This is a genomic window from Nocardia sp. JCM 38205, assembly GCF_058222935.1.
The window spans coordinates 104999-124468 of the sequence record NZ_JBYHFL010000004.1 but is presented as its reverse complement, the minus strand read 5'-3'; the positions used below and the strand labels follow the sequence as shown (position 1 = coordinate 124468).

Here is a 19470-nt window from a genome sequence, read left to right as displayed (position 1 = left end):
GAATGCATGGATTCGCTTGATCGCGCAATCATCGCTGAGCTGGAGGCCGAGGGGCGGCTGACCAATGTCGAGCTCGCCGGGCGCGTCGGCCTCACCCCGGGGCCCTGTCTGCGGCGCGTGCAGCGGCTCGAATCCGAGGGTGTCATCCGCGGATACCGTGCCGTCATCGACCCGGCCTCGGTCGGCCGGGCCTTCGAGGTACTGCTCGATCTCACTCTGGAAGGCCAGGACGCGGAAACCGTCGCCCGCTTCGAGGCGACGATGACCGGGCTCGACGAGGTCAAGGAGCTGCGCCGGTTGTTCGGCACCCCCGACTATTTCGCCCGCGTCGCCGTCGCGGATCTGGATTCCTACGAGGTGTTCCTGCGCACCCGGGTGATGACGATCCCGAAGATCGGGCGGGTCAATTCACGCTTCACGATGAAGAACCTCAAGCAGCTCGGCTGAACCGCGGGGCGAGTGTTCGTCCGCACCGGAAGGCCGGATGTCACCACCGGCACGGCGGCGGGCAGGTCAGCGATGGTCGGTCAGCAATTCGATGAGGGTGGTGATGCTCTGGCTGCTCCTTCCGTCGGCGATCGCTCGCCGCAGCAGCTCATGCATCGGCTCGTGCCAGGACATATCGACGCCCGATTCGGCGCTGATCTGGCGATCCTGATCGATCGCATGGTGGAACACCTCGACCGAGGCGCCGAGGCGGGTGTAATCGCGACTGTGGATCTCCTCGGCGACGACCGGAAGAATCGACTCGATCATCTGCAACCACTTGACCGAATAGCCGACCATCGTCCGCGCCTCGCGTCCGCGCGCGGCCAGTATCGCTGCTCCCTCGAGGAACCCGAGGAGGGCGGGAAGCAGCGTCGCGCCCACGGCCGCCTCGTAGAGGGCGGCGAGATCCGGTTCCGCACCGAGGAATTCGACCTCGCCGCCGAACACGCGCAAGAGCCCGGCATGCTCGTCGAAAACGGCCCGGTCACCGCTGAAGTACAGCAGCGTGTCCGGGTCGCCCACCGCGGACGGGACGTTCTTGATCGCGCCACCGAGGTATCGCGCCCCGCGTTCGGTCGCCCACTGCGCGAATCCGCGCGTTTGCGCGGGCGTTCCGCTGTTCAGCGTGATGAGATCCCGGTCGTGCAGGTCGGCCTCGGCGAGGGCTTCGCTGGTGGCCGCGAAAGTGCTGAGGCACGAGACGATCACGTGGTTGTCGGCCACCGCCTCCGCGATCGGCAGACGCTGAATCGCGCCGGACGCCACCAGCGCCGCTGCCCGCTCCGGACTTCGGTTCCACACGGTGGTCGGATGCCCTGCCGCGAGCAGGGCCGCGGCGAGCGCGCTGCCCATCGAGCCCAGCCCCAGGACCGTGACGGGAGTGGATTCAGGCATGTGATCTCCGATCATCCGGCGGTGAGGTCTCGTCCTCATCGGCGCCCTGCGAGTCTCGAATCCACTGAACGGCCCGGCAAGTACGTACTTTTCGGTGGAGATGCTTACGCCGAGGTAACCCATGAGGTCACGACGCCGGCCTCGCGACCTGGTAGGTCGATGGTCACGTGCCTGGGCGGCGCTCGGGAACGGTGCCCGCCCGAATACACGACCGTGGGGCCGCCGAATCGGCGACCCCACGGTCGTATTCGATTGTCGGTTCCGCTTAGGCGAGCTCGGCGACCGCCTGCTTGCGGGCCAGCACGGCCGAGGCGGAGGCGATCAGGCCGATCACGGCGACCGCGGTGACCAGGTACAGCCCGGGCCGGTAGCCTGCGATGCCGTCGGTGGCGGCGTCGCTGATCAGACCGGTCGCGATGGCAAGCACGACCGCGCCGCCGATCTGGAACGAGGTCTGCACCAGACCGGAGGCCAGACCCTGCTCATGGTCGGCGATGCCCTCGGTGGCCTGCACCATCACCGCCGAGAACCCGAGTGCGAAGCCGAGGCCGAGCAGCAGGAACGCGGGCAGGTAATCCACGGCGTAGTTCGGGTCGGCGCTGCCGCCGCGGGTCAGGAACCACACGTAGCCGGCCACGAACGAGGTGAGGGCGGCCAGGATCATCGGGGTGGTGCCGAAGCGGTCGATGAAGTTGCCCGCGATCGGCGACAGGATCGCGACGATGATGCCGGTCGGGGCCATCGCCAGCGCCATCTGCAGCGGCTCCCACTCCAGGGTGTTCTGCAGGTACAGCGACACGATCGTCTGGAAGCTCAGGTAGGAGCCGAAGATCGCCAGCGCGGCCAGGTTCGCCCGCACGATCGACTTCACCTTGAAGATGCTCAGCCGCACCAGCGGGTGACTCACCCGGTTCTCCACCACGAAGAACGTGGACAGCAGGCCGACGGCGAGGATGGTGGTCGCGATGACGGTGGGGGTGAAGCCGGTCTCCGGCGCCGTGACGATCGTGTAGACCGCCGCGAGCATGCCGCCGGTCAGCAGCACCGCTCCGGTGAAATCGATACGGCCCTCTTCCTTTTCGACGTTGCGCGGAATGACGAAGTAAGCCGTGACCGTGACGATCGCGACGACGACGACCGGCATGTAGAAGGTCAGCCGCCAGTCGATGCCGGTGAGCAGGCCGGACACGATCAGGCCGGAGGCGTAGCCGGTGGCGCCGAAGATGGTGAAGATCGACAGGGCCCGGTTGCGGTCGGGGCCTTCCTTGAATGTGGTCGTGATGATGGACAGCGCGGCCGGCGCGGTGAAGGCGGCGGCGACGCCCTTGATGATGCGGGTGGCGATCAGCAACGCGCCGTCATCGACGAGGCCGCCGATCAACGAGGCGATTCCGAAGACCACCAGAGCCGTCAGGAAGACCTGTCGCCGGCCCAGCAGATCGGCGGCTCGTCCGCCGAGCAGCAGCAATCCGCCGTAGCCGAGGATGTAGCCGTTGACGATCCACTGCAGCGCAGAGGTGTCCAGGCCCAGGTCTTCGCCGATCGAGGGGAGTGCGACGCCGACCATGGAGACGTCGAGCGCGTCGAGGAACATCGCCAGACCGGCGACGAACAGAATGGCCCACAGCTTGGGCCCCCAACCACTCGCGGTTGGTTCGGAAGTAGTAGGAGCAGTGAGGTTCTGGGGTGCCGTTGTCGTGGTCACGGAAGGTAACTTAAATGCACACGCATTGAATGTCAACACATGTAATGCGCGTGCATAAAATGCCTTGACATGGTAACCTCGGCTCATGTACCACGACACCGACAAAGATGTCTGCGCGAAGTGGTCCGAAACGCTCCGCCTCTACCACGGCACGTCCTGTGAGCTGGAGAGCGCGCTTCAGGCACAGCATCAGCTCGGCCTCAGCGAGTTCGAGCTGCTCCAGGTCCTCGGCGGACGCTGCGGCGAAGCGCAGGCGGAGAAGGTCAAGATGAAAGACATCGAGACCGAGATGTACCTGAGCCAGAGCGCGCTCTCGCGCACCGTGACCAGGCTGGAGAAGGCCGGGCTCGTCGTCCGCGCCACCTGCGACTTCGACCGCCGCGCCAATTTCCTGAAACTCACCGCCGCCGGCCGCGAACGCCTCGACGCCGCCCGCCCGACCCACCAGGAAGTTCTGCGCAAGCACCTGACCTGAACGGTTCCCGGATGAAGATCCGGGCGTGGCCGGTTGTCACCGGTGACCGCGCACCCGCGCGGATCGGAAAGGACCGGGATGCGGATCGGGGAATTGGCCGAACGCGCGTCGACCACCACACGCGCCCTGCGCTACTACGAATCGCGCGGCCTGCTGCGCTCGAGCCGCGACGCCAGCGGCTACCGCGTCTACAGCGAGGACGACTACCGCGTCGTACGCCAGATCCGCACCTTGCAGGAATGTGGTTTCGAGCTGGAGGAGATCCGCCCCTTCGTCGAATGCCTGCAAGCGGGCAACCCATCCGGCGATTCGTGCCCCGCCTCGGCGGAGGTGTATCGCAGGAAACTGGCCGAAGTGGATGAGCTCATCGGGCAGTTGCGGGGGGTGCGGCAGTGGATTCTCACACGGCTGGATGAGCCGGACCCGGGCGAGCCGGTGCCCGCCCCCGCGTGCGAATTCGCCGCGCACGGGTTGGCGCCGGACCGCGTCGTGCGGTCGCGCTCACGCGATCTCACGGAGAGGTGAGCACGCTCAAAGGCCAGAGCCGCAGCCGAGGGAGCGGTCGAAGTCGTGGGCGACCACGTCCGAAAACGCACCGTCGATACAGCGGCCTGGTATCGCGGGCCTCTGGAATGTCGAGGCGGATCAGGCGTCCGCAGCGAGGTCAACCACGCTGCTCCGCTACCGCTGCCGCGAAGTCGGGGTGAGCGCGGATGGTGATCGAGTCGGGGTTCTCGATCGGGCCGATCCGGATGAATTGCGCTGCGGCCTGATACACGAGCATGGCGATGAACAAGCCGAGCGGGCACCAGCCGGGGAAGAATGCCGCGACCCACGCGGGGTGGATACGGTCGACCCCGAGTTGGTTGGCGATGAACAGGGCGGGCAGGAGGGGGAGGCCGATGATGATCACGATGCGAGCAAGCCATCGCAACAGCGTCGTGCGCCGGACGCATGCCGCGCAGACGGGCCACGTGCCGTGCACATCTCCGGCGACCGGAGGAATGTTGATGCCGAGCTTGAACAAGTCGGCACCGAGTCCGCGCAGTGTGACGCCGAGACCCTGCTGCTCGACCCCGCGCGACGTTCGGCGGAAAGTGATGACCTTTTTCCAGTGGTCGACGGCGGATCGTCCGTGTTCGCTGCAGACATCCGGCAGCGGCTGCCGGAGCTCCAGTGAGAACAGATCCCGCCATTCGCGGGAGTTCGACATCCGCAGCATGTCGGAGACGGTTTCCATCCCGTAGCGGGGTTGCGCAGGTACGGCGACGTCCATTCGTTCGGCAGGGTAGTTCGCCATTTACACCAGCCAACCGCGCTGCTGACGCTCCTGCAAGTACACATCGTCCTCATCGGGTTCGTCCGGCGTGCCAACCTGCTCCCGGTTGGGCTTGCGGGTACCGGGGTGTAGCTGCACTTTGATCGGATCAACCCCTGTAGGTTCTCGGACACCAACGCTCACAATCGATTTCCCTGCGACATGCCTCGCGCATACTGCGTCGACGGTAGACGATTCGTCGACTCCTAATACTTGGACGCCCGATACCGCCGATCGGTTCCATCGATTCGTTCTCCGGGTCGCCGGGAAGGCCGGCATTGCGGACGCCGCCGCGCGGGACCAGGTTCGCCGCCATGTCGCAGACTGCCCGGTCTAGTACTACTCCGTAGCCGGTCGGCGTGGATAGCGTCCCTCTATGAGCACTGCTCCGTCGAACCCACACGACGCGTTCTTCCGGCATATGCTGCGCCGTCCGTCCGATGCCGCCTGCCAGATGCGGGCGATGGTGCCAGATGATGTCGCCGCGCGCGTCGATTGGGATGCGCTGGAACCGCTCTCGTGCAGTTTCGTCTCCGACCAGCTGCGGTCGACCTACAGTGACCTGCTGTTCCGCACCCGTCTCGATGGGCACCAGGCATACATCTACGTTCTGATGGAGCACCAGAGCCGCAGCGACCCCTTCATGGCGCTACGGATGCTGGACTACGTGGTCGCCATCTGGAACCGCTACCTCGACGAACATCCGAAAGCGAAATCCTTGCCTGCGGTGATCCCCCTGGTGGTGCACGCCAGCCCCCGCGGGCACACGTGGCGGGCACCGACGGAAGTGGCCGATCTGATCGACCTCGACCCCGCTGGCCTGCGCGATCTGATCCCATACCTGCCCAGGCTGCGATTCCTCCTCGACGACCTCACCGCCGTCGATCTGGCCGAGCTACGCGCCCGTGCCTCAACGCCGACCGTGCGAGTCGTGCTCACCCTCCTGAAACTCGCGCCCGGCAACTCACACCTCGACATCGACCTGCAACCCCTGGTCAATGACCTGCGCCGGATCATCGCGGCACCCGGGGGCATAGATGACTTGCAGTCGATCCTGACCTACATTATTGGTGTCGGCGACACCACCGACACCGACCTGGAACCCCTGATCGACCAGCTCGGTCCCCAGGCCAAGGAGACTTTCATGACCACTGCTGAGCGACTCCAAGAACGTGGCCGTGCTGAAGGTCGCGCCGAGACCTTGATCGAGCTACTCGGCCTCAAGTTCGGTGCTGTCCCGGTGGAGGTTGTCGCTGCGGTGCGTCGGGCTACGTCGGAGCAGTTGCATGCTTGGACGGCTCGGATTCTGACCGCGACCAGCCTCAATGAGATGGGAATCGCCTGAGCGGACCGGAGCGAGCACGTAGCGGCCTACGATCCGGACCGCGACAACTCGAGGGCCACTCCGTTCACGACTCCTACCGAACGCAAAGAACCGGTGCAGGTCGACAGCCGACCTGCACCGGTTCCCGGGTTCACCGCTTACTTCAGCTCAGCGCTGGTCTTCCCCAGCACCCGCCGCGCGACGATCAGCTGCTGAATCTGCTGGGTGCCTTCGAAGATATCCAAAATCTTCGAGTCACGGCCCCACTTCTCCAGCAGGGTGCGCTGCGAGTAGCCGAGCGGGCCGGCGAGTTCGACGGCCTTGAGGGTGACGTCGGTGCCGGTGCGGCCGGCCTTGGCCTTGGACATCGAAGCCTCGAGGGAGTTGGGCTTCTTGTTGTCGGCCATCCAGGCCGCGCGCAGCGCCAGCAGGTAGGCCGATTCGTAATCGGCTTCCATGCGCAGGAATTCGGCGGCCGCGGCGGGCTGGTTGTTGGCGGGGATGTCGTAGGACGGTTCGATGCCCGCGTCCTTCAAGACCACACGCAGCTCTTCGAGGGCGGCACGGGCCACGCCGACGGCCATGGCGGCGACGAGGGGACGGGTGTTGTCGAAGGTCTGCATGACCCCGGCAAAACCCTTCTCCACGTTGACTTCCGGGCTGCCGAGGATGTTGTCCTTCGGGATGCGGCAGTCCTGCAGCAGCAGCACGGCGGTGTCGGAGGCCTTGATGCCGAGCTTGTGCTCGAGCCGCGCCACCGACAGGCCGGGAGCGTCCCGCGGCACGACGAACGACTTGATGGCCGCGCGGCCGAGGCTGCGGTCGACCGAGGCCCACACCACGATGTGGGTGGAGCGCTCACCGGCGGTGACGAAGATCTTCTCGCCGTTGAGGACCCACTCGTCGCCGTCGAGCACGGCGGTGGTGGTGACGGCCGCGGAGTCGGAGCCGAAGGACGGCTCGGTGATGGCCATGGAGGCCCACACCTTGCCGAACCGCTTGAGCTGCTCATCGGTGGCGACGGCCGCGATGGCGGCATTGCCGAGGCCCTGGTAGGGGATCGACAGCATCAGGCCGACGTCGCCCCACGAGGTCTCGAGGGCGTTGAGCAGGGCGGACATATTGCCGCCGTTGGTGTTTCCGAGCAGCTCGGTGGCGTGCGCGTCGCTGTCGTCCTCGCGGCCGCCCGCGGCGCCGCCGATCTTCTGGGTGCCGGAGTCGGCGAGGCCCTCGACCATGGCTGCCATGGTGTCGAGCTCGACCGGGTACTCGTGCTCGGCGAGATCGTATTTACGCGAGATGGGGCGGAAGATCTGCGCGGCGACCTGATGCGCCTGGTTGGCGCTGGCCCGCAGCTTCTTGGGGAGTTCGAGATTGATCATGGTTGGAATCTCCTGAAGTAACGAACGGGCCGGTCAGACGAGCACGACACCTTCGGCGACGCCGATGCCGCGCAGATCGCGGTACCAGCGCTCGACCGGGTGCTCCTTGGTGTAGCCGTGGCCGCCGAGCAACTGCACGCCGTCCAGGCCGAACTGCATGCCCTTGTCGGTGGCCAGCTTCTTGGCCAGCGCCGCCTCGCGGGCGAAGGACAGCCCCTGTTCGGCGCGGGAAGCGCCGCGCAGCGTCACCAGCCGCAGACCGTCGAGTTCGATGGCGATATTGGCGACCATGAACGCGACCGCCTGCCGGTGCGAGATCGGCTCGCCGAACGCTTCACGCTCGTTGACGTAGGGGATCACGTAGTCGAGCACGGCCTGGCCGGTGCCGACGGCGAGCGAGGCCCAGCCGAGGCGGGCCAGGCGCACGGCGTCGGCGTAGTCCTCGGCGTGCTGCTTGCTGTCACCGTCGCCGAGCAGCGCGTCGGTGCCGACGGCGACGTTGTCGAGAATGAGCCGGCCGAGGCCCGCGGCCCGCAGACCCATGCTCGGGTCGGCTTCCACCACCAGGCCCTGCGCGTCGGACTCGACGATGAACAGCGCGGGGCGCCCGTCGAGTTCGGCGCCGACGATGAACAGCTCGGCGTCGGCGGCGGCCGGGACCAGGCTCTTCACCCCGGAGAGGCGGTAGCCGCTCGGGGAGCGCACGGCCTTGGTCTGCAGGGCGAACGGGTCGAACAGGGCGCGCGGCTCGCTGATCACCACCGAGGCCTGCGGCACGTTCTCGCCGGTGAAGGCCGGCAGGTAGGTCTGCTGCTGTGCGTCGGTGCCCCACTGCGACAGCGCCACCGCGACGCCGCTCGGCGCGAGGATCGGCAGCGCCAGGCCCATATCGCCGTGCGCGAGGGCCTCGGCGACCATCGAGTTGGTGACGGCGCCGCGCTCGCTGGCCGCGCCCTCGAGCTCCTCGGGGACGTTGATCAGGGTGATGCCGAGTTCGGCGGCGCGGCCGAGCAGATCCTTCGGCGCGGCGGCGGCCTCATCGGCGTCGTGTGCAGCCGGACGCAGGATCTCGGCGGCGAACTCGCGCACCGTCTCGACGATCATCTGCTGTTCGTCGGTGGGGGTGAGGTCGAAGTAGTCCTTGTTCTTGGCCTCGTTGGTGGCCAGGCGCTTGGGCTGCCCGCCGCCCGCGACCTTGTTGAATGCGCGGGTGGCCGCGCCGAGGGTGCGGAAACCGGTCTTGGTGCCTTCGTAGGTGACCCGCTCGATCGGCTTGCGCAAGTTGTACTTCTCGGCGAGTTCGGACCCGGTGAGGGTCGTCATCACCCGCATCGCCGCGCCCATCCAATCCCGCTTGGGTTGGTTCAGGCCGACCGCGGAATCCTGGCTCCGGCCGGAATCCGGACGTCGCTTCGTCGCGCTGTCTCGAGTGCTCATCATCACCTGTTTTCTCGGATGGGTGGGTGAGTGGGTGGTGGTCCCATTATCTTACTCTTGAGTAAGGCTATCTTACTCCAGAGTAAGAAGAGCGTCGAGGGTTCGCGAATCTGTTGCCGAGTCGTTGTGCGGTATCACAAAACGGGGATGCGCACAACGCGAACAGGCCGGTCCACCGCTGGGTGGACCGGCCTGTGCTCGCTGCGCCCGGGGGCGCGGTGTCACGCTTATTCGCGCACGTAGTAGCGCAAAGTGGCGTAGGCCGTCACGGCCGCGAACGCGACGCCGATCGGCGCGATGATCAACGCCGTCATCGCGATGTCGTCGCCGGTGATGCGGGGAAAGACCTTGCTCGCGAACAAGTCGCCGAGCGCCCGGTCCACCACCAGCGGCCGCGCGATGAACAGACCGGCCACCGCGAGCAGCGAACCGGCCAGCGCCGCCACCACCGCCTCCAGCAGGAACGGCAACTGGGTATACCAGCGGGTGGCACCGACCAGCCGCATGATGCCGACCTCGGTGCGCCGGGTGAACGCCGCGATCTGCACCATGTTCGCGATCAACAGCAGTGCCGCCACGGCTTGCAGGATGGCCAGACCGAATGCCGCGTTGCGCAACCCGTCGAACAGGCTGACCAGCCGGTCGACGATGTCCTTGTCGTTGCGCACCATGCCCACACCGGGCCGGTCGTAGAACGACTCGTAGATCGTCGGATACAGCTGAGCGTCGACCATCTTCACCCGCAGCGATGCGGGCAGCGGCGTATCGGCCACGTACTCGGCCAGCTCCGGCTGATCCTTGAAGGTCTTCTCCTTGGCCTCACGGATGGCGTCGTCCCGGTTGAGGAACTGCACCGACTCCACGCCCTCGGTGGCCTTGAGATCGGCCATCAGCGAAGAGCACGGCTCGAGCGAGCAGTCCGGATCGGTCGCCGACACGTCCTCGGTCAGGTACAACCGCACCTCGAGCCGATCCAGGAAGTACTGCTCGGTCTTGTCCGCGATCCGCACGGCGAGCAGACCGCCACCGAGCATGGTGAGCGAGACCGCCGTGGTCAGGATCATCGCGATGGTCATGGTGACGTTGCGGCGCAGGCCTTCGACAACCTCGCCGAACAGGAAACTCGCCCGCATTATCGATCAACTCCGTACACGCCGGTGGCCTCGTCGCGAACCATGCGTCCGCGGTCGAGTTCGATGACCCGCCGGCGCATCGAGTCGACGATGTGGTTGTCGTGGGTGGCCATCAGTACCGTGGTGCCGGTGCGGTTGATCCGTTCCAGCAGGGCCATGATGTCGGCGCTGGTCTCCGGATCGAGGTTGCCCGTCGGCTCGTCGGCCAGCAGTACCAGCGGCCGGTTGACGAACGCGCGCGCGATCGCCACGCGCTGCTGCTCGCCGCCGGACAGTTCACCCGGCAGCCGGTCGGCCTTACCGCCGAGCCCCACCATGTCCAGCACTTCGGGCACGGTGCGCTCGATGAACTGCCTGCGCTTCCCGATCACCTCGAGCGCGAAGGCCACGTTCTGCTCGACCGTCTTCTGCTGCAGCAGCCGGAAATCCTGGAACACGCACCCGATCCGCTGCCGCAGTTTGGGCACCTTACGGCCCGGCAGGCGGTCCACCCGGAAATCGGCCACCTGGATCTCACCGGCGGTGGGGATTTCCTCCTTGAGCAGCAACCGCATGAAGGTCGATTTGCCCGAGCCGGACGGTCCGATGATGAAGACGAACTCGCCCTTGCCCACATCCACCGTGATGTTGTCCAGCGCGGGTCGCGTCGAGGTCTTGTACGACTTCGTGACGTTCCGCATCGTGATCACGGGGAGCCAGTGTAACCATGGCCCTCCCCATGGCCGGGGCCCGTGAGCTGCCTCACGAGCGCGATCAGGCCCTGGTCAGAGCCGCCATCCTGGTGATCTCAGGCCCGCGAACTCGGGCGGGTCACGGGGTCGGTGGCGTCGTATGCACCGCTGCCGGAACGGTATTCACCAATGGCGCGGGCGGTGTGGGCGTGTCGGGTTTGACGAACAGATACAGCACGAACGTGGCGACCCAGCTCCCCATCAGGATCGCCGTGGATTTACGCGGTCTCACTGATACCTTCCCTGCGCAGCGCGGCGGCTACCCGGACCCGCAGCTCACGTCCTACTTCGAATTGCTTACCCGGCAGGGTGCGGGCGACCATCCGGATGTTCATCTGATCGACCGTGAGGTCTTCCACACCCATGACCGTCGGCTCGTCCAGCAGCAGCGGCTCGAGCCTGCGGTCGCGGTAGGCCTCTTCGCCCACCTTGTGCAGGATCTCGTTCACCCGGTTGATATCGGCACTGGCCGCCACCGGGACGTCGATCGCCGCACGAGCCCAATCTTTCGACAGATTCGTGACTTTCACAATCTGGCCGTTGGGCACGATGATCACCTGACCGTCGGCATCACGCAAGGTGGTGATCCGCAGTGTGACGTCTTCGACGGTCCCTTCGGCGGAGTCGGCGGCGCCGGTGACGTTGATCCGCACCACATCACCGAACCCGTACTGCCGCTCGGTGATCAGGAAGAACCCGGCGAGGATGTCCTGCACGATGCGCTGGGCGCCGAAACCGAGTGCGGCACCGAGCACCGCGGCAGGCGCGACCAAGCCGGTGACGGCGAACCCCAGGCGCTGCAACACCTCCATGCCGACCAGCACATAGACGATGGTCAGCACCACCCAGGTGACCACCTGCGCCAGCGCGTGCCGATGCTTGGCTGCCTCGGTGCGCACCAGTGCGTCGCTGCTCTGGAAACCGGCGTCGATCTTGCGGGTGACGCGGTCGCGCACGAACGTCGCGAACCGGCTGAACAGCACCGCACCCAAGATCAGCAGCACGATCTCCAGGCCGGAGGAGCGCAGCCATGGGGTGACGTCGGAGGAAACCGACAGCGCGTGGATCCCCGAACTCTGGATCCCCGAGGCGAACATCAGTTGGCCTGCTCCCGCATCCTCCAGCGGATCCCGCTCTCGATGAATCCGTCGATATCACCGTCGAGCACCGCGGACGGATTGTTGACCTCGTAGTTGGTGCGCAGGTCCTTGACCATCTGGTACGGGTGCAGCACGTAGGAGCGCATCTGGTTACCCCAGGACGCGCCCTCGTTGGTCTTGAGGGCGTCCATCTCGGCGCGCTCTTCCTGCCGCTTGCGCTCGAGCAGCTTGGCCTGCAGCACGCGCATCGCCGAAATCTTGTTCTGCAGCTGCGATTTCTCGTTCTGGCAGGTGACGACGATGCCGGTCGGGATATGGGTCAGGCGCACGGCGGAGTCGGTGGTGTTGACGCTCTGGCCACCGGGGCCCGATGAGCGGTACACGTCGACGCGGATCTCGCCCTCGGGGATCTCGATGTGGTCGGTGGTCTCCACCACCGGCAGCACCTCGACCTCGGCGAACGAGGTCTGGCGCCGGCCCTGGTTGTCGAACGGGCTGATCCGCACCAGGCGGTGCGTACCCATCTCCACCGAGAGCGTGCCGTAGGCATAGGGCGACTTCACCGCGAAGGTGGCGCTCTTGATGCCCGCCTCTTCGGCGTAGGAGGTGTCGTAGACCTCCACCGGGTACTTGTGCCGGTCGGCCCAGCGGATGTACATGCGCATCAGCATCTCGGCCCAGTCGGCGGCGTCCACGCCGCCGGCGCCGGAACGAATGTTGACCAGCGCCTCACGCTTGTCGTATTCACCCGACAGCAGCGTGCGCACCTCCATCGCCTCGACGTCCGCGTGCAGCGCGGCGCGTTCGGCGTCGGCCTCGGCGAGCGCGGCGGTCATCGCCTCGCCTTCCTCGCCTTCGGCCAGTTCGTAGAGGACCGGGAGATCTTCCAGCCGCTGCCGCAGTTCCTCGACCCGGCGCAACTCGCCCTGGGCGTGCGAGAGCTCGCTGGTGACCTGCTGGGCGTGGTCCTGGTCGTTCCACAGATCGGGGTCGGACGCCTGGTGCTCGAGTTCATCGATGCGGCGGCGTAGCTCCTCGATGTCGAGGACCGACTCGACGGTCTTGAGCGTGGTGTCGAGTTCGGCGAGATCGGCGGATACGTCGGGATGCACGATGTCCAAGGCTACCGGGCCGGTACGGCGGGGTGAAACCGCAGGGCAGGCTATCCGGAGACGGCGCGCAACGCGCCGGGGCGGCGACCGTTGAGGGCGTCGAGCGCGGCGGCGGTGGCCTCGTCGGCGGGCAGGTAGACGATGAGCTGCTGATCGTCGTCGGCGGGCAGATCGAGGGTTTCGTAGGCCATCCGCAGCCCGCCCACCTCGGGATGCTGCATACGCGTGATGCCGGTGACCGGTGGCAGGTTCGGCACGGTGTCGACGCGGTCGGTGAAGGCGGCCCCCGCGGTGATGGTGAGGCGGTCGGCGAGGGCGTCGATGTGCGGATCCGCGCGGAACGGGCCCTGCTTGAGGGCGGCGACGAGGTAGTCGGCGACCCGATCCCAGTCCGGGAAGAACTGCTTGGCGCGCGGATCGGTGAAGGCGTAACCGGCCAGATCGGGCAGTTCCTCGTCGAGCTGGCCGGAGGCACGCATCAGGGTGCGATAGCCCTCGGTGCAGGCCAGGATCTCGGTGAGCCGGTTGACCACGATCGCCGCGGTGGGTTCCAGCTGGTCGAGGATGGTGCGCACGGACGCCCGCACCTCTCGGTTGGGCTGAGCGCCGCCCATGCAGGTGAATCCGGAATCCGCCTTGGTGAGCCGATAGAGATGGACTCGCTCGCTCGCGGTGAGGCGCAGGACATCGGCCAGCGCCGACAGCACCGGCGGTGACGGATTGCGGTCGCGGTCTTGCTCGAGACGGGTGAGGTATTCGACGCTCACGCCCGCCAGCGTCGCCAGCTCCGAACGGCGCAGCCCAGGGGTGCGCCGACGCGGCCCGCTCGGCAGCCCGACCTCCGCGGGAGTGACCGCCTCGCGCCGGGTGCGCAGGAACAGGCCCATCTCATTGGTGCTCACCCACTCACCGTAACCACCTTCCCGGCGCTGAGAGTGGCCCTCGCACTACCACCCTCGGCGCGGTCTTCATCGGGCTTCCGATCGCGGCCAGAGTGATGAACGAGCGACCGCCACGGTCGCACCTCGATCCGAAGGAGAACGGCATGACCACGCCACTGAAGCTCGCGGTGATCATCGGCAGCGTCCGGGACGGACGGTTCGGCCCGGTGGTGGCCGGCTGGTGCGCCGACCAGGCCCGCGCGCACGGCGGCTACGACGTCGACGTCATCGATCTGGCCGACTACGACATCCCGCTCGAACTGCCCGCCGTCCCGCCCGCCATGAACCCCGACCCCGACCGGCCCGCCGGAATGACGGCATTGACCGAGCGGTTGTCGGCGGCCGACGCCTACGTCATCGTCACGCCCGACTACAACCGCAGCTTCCCCGCCTCGCTCAAGGCGGCCATCGATTGGCACTTCACGCAATGGCAGGGCAAGACCATCGGGTTCGTCGGCTACAGCGGAGCCAGCGGCGGGCTGCTGGCCATCGAAGGGCTGCGGCAGGTGTTCAACGAGCTCGACGCGCACACGCTGCGCGAATACGTGTCGTTCCCGCGGTACTACCTGCTCTTCGACGAGAACGGGCAGCTGCGGGACCCGGAGGAGCCGGCCGGGGCGGCGCGCACGATGCTGGACCGGCTGCACTGGTGGGCGTCGGCGTTGACGGCCGCCCGGTCGGTTCCGGTGGGCTGATCGCACTGGTTCTGTGTCAGGGCGTCGAAGAGGTCGCCGGTCGGACGACGTGGGCCGGCCGCCCGGCGGCACGAGCCCGCAGTGATCGTTGGCCTGTGCACAAGCTGCGCGAGACGGTGACAGTGCTGGGCAGCGGCAGAGGACCGGATAAGGTTCGGAGGTGGCTGCGCACACTTCCGATCTCGAACTCGCCCTGCGGCTCGCCGATGCCGCCGATGCGATCACCAAGGAACGTTTCGGGGCGCTCGACCTGAAGGTGGACGCCAAACCGGATCTGACGCCGGTGTCGGATGCGGATCTCGCGGTGGAACGGGAAATCCGGCGGATCCTCGAGCATGAGCGGCCGCAGGATTCGGTGCTCGGCGAGGAGTTCGGCGGTGATGCCGAATTCGCGGGCCGCCAGTGGGTGATCGATCCGATCGACGGCACCAAGAACTTCGTGCGCCGCGTTCCGGTGTGGGCGACGCTCATCGCGCTGCTCGAGGACGGCGTACCGGTGGTCGGCGTGGTGAGCGCACCGGCGCTGGCCCGCCGCTGGTGGGCGGCCGCGGGTTCCGGCGCCTGGTCGAGTTTCCATCCGGGCGCGCCGAAACCGATCACCGTCTCCGCCGTCGCCGATCTCGACAACGCCAGCCTGGCCTTCTCCAGCCTGTCCGGCTGGCGCGACCGCGGTGTGCGCGAGAAGTTCATCGACTTCACCGATGAGGTGTGGCGGGTGCGCGGCTACGGCGATTTCCTCAACTATTGCCTGGTCGCCGAGGGTGCGGTGGATATCGCCACCGAACCCGAGGTCTCCCTGTGGGATCTGGCGGCCCTCGACATCCTGGTCCGTGAGGCCGGCGGCTCCTTCACCTCGCTCAACGGTGCTCCTGGCCCGCACGGCGGCGATGCGGTCGCCACCAATGGCCTTCTGCACCAGGCCGTTCTCGACCGCCTCGCGCCCTGAGCTACCCGCGGCCGAGCTGCTTCTCCAGCAGCACGATCCGCTCGCAGCCGTGGAAACGGGCAGGCAATGGGGCCGTGCCCACCTCGGCGAAGCCCTGCCCGGCATAGAACGCCCGCAACACCGAATTGTTCTCGGCGGTATCGAGCCGCTGCACCGACAGCCCGCGAGCCAGCGTGCGTTCGGCGCAGAAGTCCAGTACCCGCCCGCCCAGCTGTTCGCCACGGTGTGCCGGAGCGACCATGAGCCCGTGCACGTACCCGGCCTCGGCGTCGGACTCGCCCCAGAATTCGGGATCGCGCCAGATCAGTCGCACGGTGGCGATGAGCGCTCCGGCGTCCTCGCGCCAGACGAACCATTCGCCGCGGGCGATCTCGGCGGCGACCGCCTCGGGTGGATACTCGCCCGGTTTCCACTGCTGGATGTCGTTGGCGAGCATCCAGTGCGCGAGTTCGTCGCGGAGCTCTGCGATGTCGGTGGCATCCGCCGCCGTGGCGGGAAGCATCGGTGCGGGTCTGCTCATGCGACTACCAGCCATGGGACGACTATCGCCTGGTCGCGTCGGCAGGGGTGAGGTCGATGCCCGCGGGCGGGCGCAGGCGGCGCAGGGTGCCGTCCATGCTGGTGATGAACAGGGACCAGGAATCCCCATCGCGCGCTATGCGGACCGACGTGGTGCCGTCGGGAGGGATGCGGACCGGGTCGGGGCGTTTGATGAGGCCGGAAATGATCGCGCAGCTCGCGCCGGTAGCGGTGTCGACGCGGTAGATCGCGCCCGCGATGTGGTCGGCAACGAAGAGATCGCCGTCGCGGGTGGCCTCCATATCGTCGGGTAGGGCGAACAGTTCGGGTGGGCCTGAGACGACGGTGGGGGAGTTGGGGGCGTCGAGCGGGATGCGGAAGATACGCATGGTCAGGTTGTCGGTGTAGATCGACCGCCCATCGGCGGCCAGCGCCAGCCCATTGGTCAACGGCAGGTTCGACCAGCTCTCGGTGTATTCGCCGGTGGACGGCCGATAGCGGGCGATCCCGGTGGGCGCTCGCTGCATTCCCAGGGTGCTGAACAGGAGATCGCCATCGGGCAGCAGGAGCAGGCCGTTGGGCCCGTTCAAATCGGTGAGCAGGACCGTCGACGCGCCGGTGTCGATGTCGTAGCGCTGGAGCGTGCCCGGCGCCGCATCGATACCGTCGCCGGTGAGGAAGTACACCGATCGTCCGACCACCCGGACGCCCGCCGGCTTGTCGAGCCCGGTGATCAGCTTCTCGAACTTTCCGACCGCCGACACGTGGGCGAGGAACCCGTCGACGATGCCGGTGACGTAGAAGCCGCCCGCGCCGTCGGAGTCGAGGTTCTCCAGATTGCCGACACCCTCGACGACCGTGGTGGCTTCCCACCCGTCCCCGCACATCGCCGGAAACGGCTGCGCGTGCGCGGGCCCGGCCGTGGCCAGGCCGGCCGCGACCGTCGCCGCTAGCAGCGCCGCCCAGGCGCGCGCTCTCGCCATCCCGAATGCCATGCCGGACAACCTAACAGCCGTCTTCGGCGGTTGCCCGTCGTTGAACGTGACTGCCGCACTGTCGGGCTCGCGGATGTCCACCGCGGCAAATCGGTGGTCCGGAAAGGTAGGACCTGGGCACAGGCCGAGCCGGGACCGCCGGCTACCCGGAGTTCGCCGTCTCGGGGCGTTCCGTCGAGCGACGAGTTGTCCACATGTGCGCAACATCGGATGCCGCCCAGGTCGCCCTCGCACACGACCTTCGGCTGTCGCCGTGGCCTCGTAGGATGGGCCGCGTGGAAACACCCGACGCCCCCACCGCCGCACACCGCATCGTCACCGATGCCGAACCCGATGCGGCACAACAGGTTCTACGTCGGGTGTTCGGATACGACAGCTTCCGTGGCGACCAGGGCGCGATCGTCGACCATGTGGTGGCGGGCGGTGATGCGCTGGTTCTCATGCCCACCGGTGGCGGCAAATCGCTGTGCTATCAGGTTCCCGCGCTGGTGCGGCCCGGCGTCGGCGTGGTGGTGTCGCCGCTGATCGCGCTGATGCAGGACCAGGTCGACGCGCTCAGCGCGCTCGGCGTACGCGCCGGGTTCCTCAACTCGACACAGAATCCGGACGAGCGCCGGATGGTCGAGGCCCAGTACGTGGCGGGCGAGCTGGACCTGTTGTACCTGGCGCCGGAGCGGCTGCGCCTGGAATCCACGGCCAGGCTGCTCGAACGCGGCAAGATCGCACTGTTCGCGATCGACGAGGCCCATTGCGTCTCGCAGTGGGGCCACGACTTCCGGCCCGACTACCTGGCACTTTCGCTGCTGCACGAACGCTGGCCCGACGTTCCCCGGATCGCGCTCACCGCCACGGCCACCGAGAAGACCCGCGACGAGATCATCGAGCGTCTCGACCTCGGCGGCGCCCGCCGGTTCGTGGCCAGCTTCGACCGGCCCAACATCCAGTACCGGATCGAACCGAAGAACCGCCCGGAGCGTCAGCTCCTCGATTTCATCCGCGCCGAACACGCCGGTGACGCGGGCATCGTCTACTGCCTGTCGCGCAATTCGGTGGAGAAGACCGCCGCCTTCCTCACCGAGAACGGCATCAGGGCCGTGCCGTATCACGCGGGCTTGGACAATCGCACCCGCGCCGAGAATCAATCACGGTTCCTGCGGGAAGACGGGCTCGTTGTGGTCGCGACCATTGCCTTCGGGATGGGGATCGACAAGCCCGACGTGAGGTTCGTCGCCCATCTCGATCTGCCCAAATCGGTGGAGGGCTACTACCAGGAAACCGGAAGGGCCGGCCGCGACGGCCTGGCGTCGACCGCGTGGATGGTCTACGGGCTCAACGATGTGGTGCAGCAGCGCAAGCTCATCGACGCCTCGGACGGTGACGCGGCGCACCGCAGGCAGCTCCAGCTGCACCTGGACGCGATGCTGGCGCTGTGCGAGACGGTGAACTGCCGCCGCACCCAGCTGCTGGCGTATTTCGGCCAGCGCGGCGAACCGTGTGGCAACTGTGATACCTGCCTGAACCCGCCCGAATCCTGGGACGGCACGGTCGCGGCGCAGAAGCTGCTATCGGCTGTGCTGCGGCTGAAACGCGAGCGTGGGCAGAGCTTCGGCGCGGGGCATCTGATCGACATCCTGCTCGGCAAGAAGAACCCCAAGGTGCTCCAGCACGACCATCACGAACTCACGGTCTTCGGCGTCGGCACCGACCTGCGCGATACCGAGTGGCGAGGGGTGGTGCGGCAATGCCTGGCGCAGGGTCTGCTCGCGGTGCACGGCGAATACGGCGTGCTCACCCTCACCGAAGCCGGAAACGCGGTGCTGTTCGACGGGCAGAAGGTGATGCTGCGCCGCGAACCCGAACGGCCCGCCCCCACCCGCGCCGCGCGCGCAGCGAAATCCGCGAAGAACCCGCCGGTCGACCTCGCACCCGAGGATCTCGCGCTGTTCGAGAAGCTGCGCGAATGGCGTGCGGCGACGGCCAAGGAGCAGGGCGTTCCGGCCTACGTCGTCTTCCACGACGCCACCCTGCGCGATATCGCCGCCCGCAAACCGGCCGACCTGTCCGGGCTCGGCGCCGTCGGGGGAGTGGGTGAGAACAAGCTGGCCAAGTACGGCGAGCAGGTACTCGAGGTCTTGGCCGCGCACTGATCGCATGGCCTGCGACCGAACAGGCGGCCGACGGGATGTGAAATCTCGACCCCTCAGATCAACCGATCAGATCGTGTAGTTCAGGATGGCTGCGAAGCGTCAGCGGAGCATCCCGGCAAGTGGACGG

Annotated in this window: 20 protein-coding genes; 7 read left to right on the top strand and 13 right to left on the bottom strand. The window is 67.1% G+C overall.

From position 1 onward, the window contains the following. Positions 1 to 6 precede the first annotated feature (6 nt). Positions 7 to 447, top strand: a complete 441-nt coding sequence (locus tag AC4HOU_RS16175; RefSeq protein ID WP_163809624.1) for an Lrp/AsnC family transcriptional regulator — start codon at positions 7 to 9, stop codon at positions 445 to 447. A 66-nt stretch (positions 448 to 513) separates the two neighbouring features. Here AC4HOU_RS16175 and AC4HOU_RS16170 read toward each other — a convergent pair whose 3' ends face one another. Both AC4HOU_RS16170 and AC4HOU_RS16165 read right to left on the bottom strand, forming a co-directional pair. Further along, on the bottom strand, positions 514 to 1383 hold the full coding sequence (locus AC4HOU_RS16170; RefSeq protein ID WP_195019856.1) for an NAD(P)-dependent oxidoreductase: 870 nt from the start codon (positions 1381 to 1383) through the stop codon (positions 514 to 516). Positions 1384 to 1648: 265 nt separating this feature from the next. Continuing rightward, the gene (locus tag AC4HOU_RS16165) at positions 1649 to 2977 is read right to left on the bottom strand and encodes an MFS transporter (protein ID WP_138456816.1); all 1329 of its coding nucleotides are present in this window, start codon (positions 2975 to 2977) and stop codon (positions 1649 to 1651) included. A 196-nt stretch (positions 2978 to 3173) separates the two neighbouring features. Between AC4HOU_RS16165 and AC4HOU_RS16160 the strand changes: the two genes are divergently transcribed. Together AC4HOU_RS16160 and AC4HOU_RS16155 are read left to right on the top strand one after the other, a co-directional pair. Beyond that, positions 3174 to 3563, top strand: a complete 390-nt coding sequence (locus AC4HOU_RS16160; protein ID WP_163809627.1) for a MarR family winged helix-turn-helix transcriptional regulator — start codon at positions 3174 to 3176, stop codon at positions 3561 to 3563. A 78-nt stretch (positions 3564 to 3641) separates the two neighbouring features. Continuing rightward, the gene (locus AC4HOU_RS16155) at positions 3642 to 4088 is read left to right on the top strand and encodes a MerR family transcriptional regulator (protein WP_194992771.1); all 447 of its coding nucleotides are present in this window, start codon (positions 3642 to 3644) and stop codon (positions 4086 to 4088) included. Positions 4089 to 4227: 139 nt separating this feature from the next. Here AC4HOU_RS16155 and AC4HOU_RS16150 read toward each other — a convergent pair whose 3' ends face one another. Further along, positions 4228 to 4863 carry a hypothetical protein gene (locus AC4HOU_RS16150; RefSeq protein ID WP_195019855.1) on the bottom strand — a complete coding sequence of 212 codons (636 nt, stop codon included), beginning with the start codon at positions 4861 to 4863 and terminating at the stop codon, positions 4228 to 4230. Positions 4864 to 5257: 394 nt separating this feature from the next. Here AC4HOU_RS16150 and AC4HOU_RS16145 point away from each other — a divergent pair, with 394 nt between their 5' ends. Further along, a complete protein-coding gene (locus tag AC4HOU_RS16145; RefSeq protein WP_195019854.1) occupies positions 5258 to 6226 on the top strand; it encodes an Rpn family recombination-promoting nuclease/putative transposase in 969 nt (322 codons plus the stop codon). 137 nt (positions 6227 to 6363) lie between these two features. Here AC4HOU_RS16145 and AC4HOU_RS16140 read toward each other — a convergent pair whose 3' ends face one another. From AC4HOU_RS16140 to AC4HOU_RS16105, 8 genes are all read right to left on the bottom strand, one after another. Then, complete coding sequence (locus tag AC4HOU_RS16140) at positions 6364 to 7587, bottom strand: acyl-CoA dehydrogenase family protein (protein WP_163809639.1); 1224 nt, start codon at positions 7585 to 7587, stop codon at positions 6364 to 6366. 33 nt (positions 7588 to 7620) lie between these two features. Further along, positions 7621 to 9030, bottom strand: a complete 1410-nt coding sequence (locus tag AC4HOU_RS16135) for an acyl-CoA dehydrogenase family protein (RefSeq protein WP_375139357.1) — start codon at positions 9028 to 9030, stop codon at positions 7621 to 7623. A gap of 221 nt (positions 9031 to 9251) precedes the next feature. After that, positions 9252 to 10157 (bottom strand): permease-like cell division protein FtsX, encoded by a 906-nt coding sequence (gene ftsX, locus AC4HOU_RS16130; protein ID WP_163809643.1) that lies wholly within the window; start codon positions 10155 to 10157, stop codon positions 9252 to 9254. Continuing rightward, entirely contained in the window at positions 10157 to 10846 is a 690-nt protein-coding gene (gene ftsE, locus AC4HOU_RS16125; protein WP_194990352.1) for a cell division ATP-binding protein FtsE, read from the bottom strand. Before ftsE ends, ftsX begins: the two co-directional genes overlap by 1 nt. A 121-nt stretch (positions 10847 to 10967) precedes the next feature. Further along, positions 10968 to 11120 carry an Rv3103c transmembrane domain-containing protein gene (locus tag AC4HOU_RS16120; RefSeq protein WP_163809115.1) on the bottom strand — a complete coding sequence of 51 codons (153 nt, stop codon included), beginning with the start codon at positions 11118 to 11120 and terminating at the stop codon, positions 10968 to 10970. Then, entirely contained in the window at positions 11107 to 11985 is an 879-nt protein-coding gene (locus AC4HOU_RS16115; protein WP_163809647.1) for a mechanosensitive ion channel family protein, read from the bottom strand. Before AC4HOU_RS16115 ends, AC4HOU_RS16120 begins: the two co-directional genes overlap by 14 nt. Beyond that, on the bottom strand, positions 11985 to 13100 hold the full coding sequence (gene prfB, locus AC4HOU_RS16110; RefSeq protein ID WP_163809649.1) for a peptide chain release factor 2: 1116 nt from the start codon (positions 13098 to 13100) through the stop codon (positions 11985 to 11987). The genes AC4HOU_RS16115 and prfB overlap by 1 nt, the downstream gene beginning before the upstream one ends. Positions 13101 to 13150: 50 nt before the next feature. Continuing rightward, positions 13151 to 14002, bottom strand: coding sequence for a helix-turn-helix domain-containing protein (locus tag AC4HOU_RS16105; RefSeq protein WP_490724726.1), 852 nt, complete (start codon positions 14000 to 14002; stop codon positions 13151 to 13153). Positions 14003 to 14145: 143 nt separating this feature from the next. Here AC4HOU_RS16105 and AC4HOU_RS16100 point away from each other — a divergent pair, with 143 nt between their 5' ends. After that, on the top strand, positions 14146 to 14736 hold the full coding sequence (locus tag AC4HOU_RS16100; RefSeq protein WP_490724725.1) for an NADPH-dependent FMN reductase: 591 nt from the start codon (positions 14146 to 14148) through the stop codon (positions 14734 to 14736). 160 nt (positions 14737 to 14896) lie between these two features. Next, a complete protein-coding gene (gene hisN, locus AC4HOU_RS16095) occupies positions 14897 to 15682 on the top strand; it encodes a histidinol-phosphatase (RefSeq protein ID WP_163809657.1) in 786 nt (261 codons plus the stop codon). Between the two features lies 1 nt (position 15683). Here hisN and AC4HOU_RS16090 read toward each other — a convergent pair whose 3' ends face one another. Next, a complete protein-coding gene (locus tag AC4HOU_RS16090) occupies positions 15684 to 16202 on the bottom strand; it encodes a GNAT family N-acetyltransferase (protein WP_490724724.1) in 519 nt (172 codons plus the stop codon). A gap of 22 nt (positions 16203 to 16224) precedes the next feature. Beyond that, entirely contained in the window at positions 16225 to 17196 is a 972-nt protein-coding gene (locus AC4HOU_RS16085) for an SMP-30/gluconolactonase/LRE family protein (RefSeq protein ID WP_490724723.1), read from the bottom strand. A 266-nt stretch (positions 17197 to 17462) separates the two neighbouring features. Between AC4HOU_RS16085 and recQ the strand changes: the two genes are divergently transcribed. After that, on the top strand, positions 17463 to 19343 hold the full coding sequence (recQ, locus tag AC4HOU_RS16080; protein ID WP_416383069.1) for a DNA helicase RecQ: 1881 nt from the start codon (positions 17463 to 17465) through the stop codon (positions 19341 to 19343). Positions 19344 to 19470: the final 127 nt, after the last annotated feature.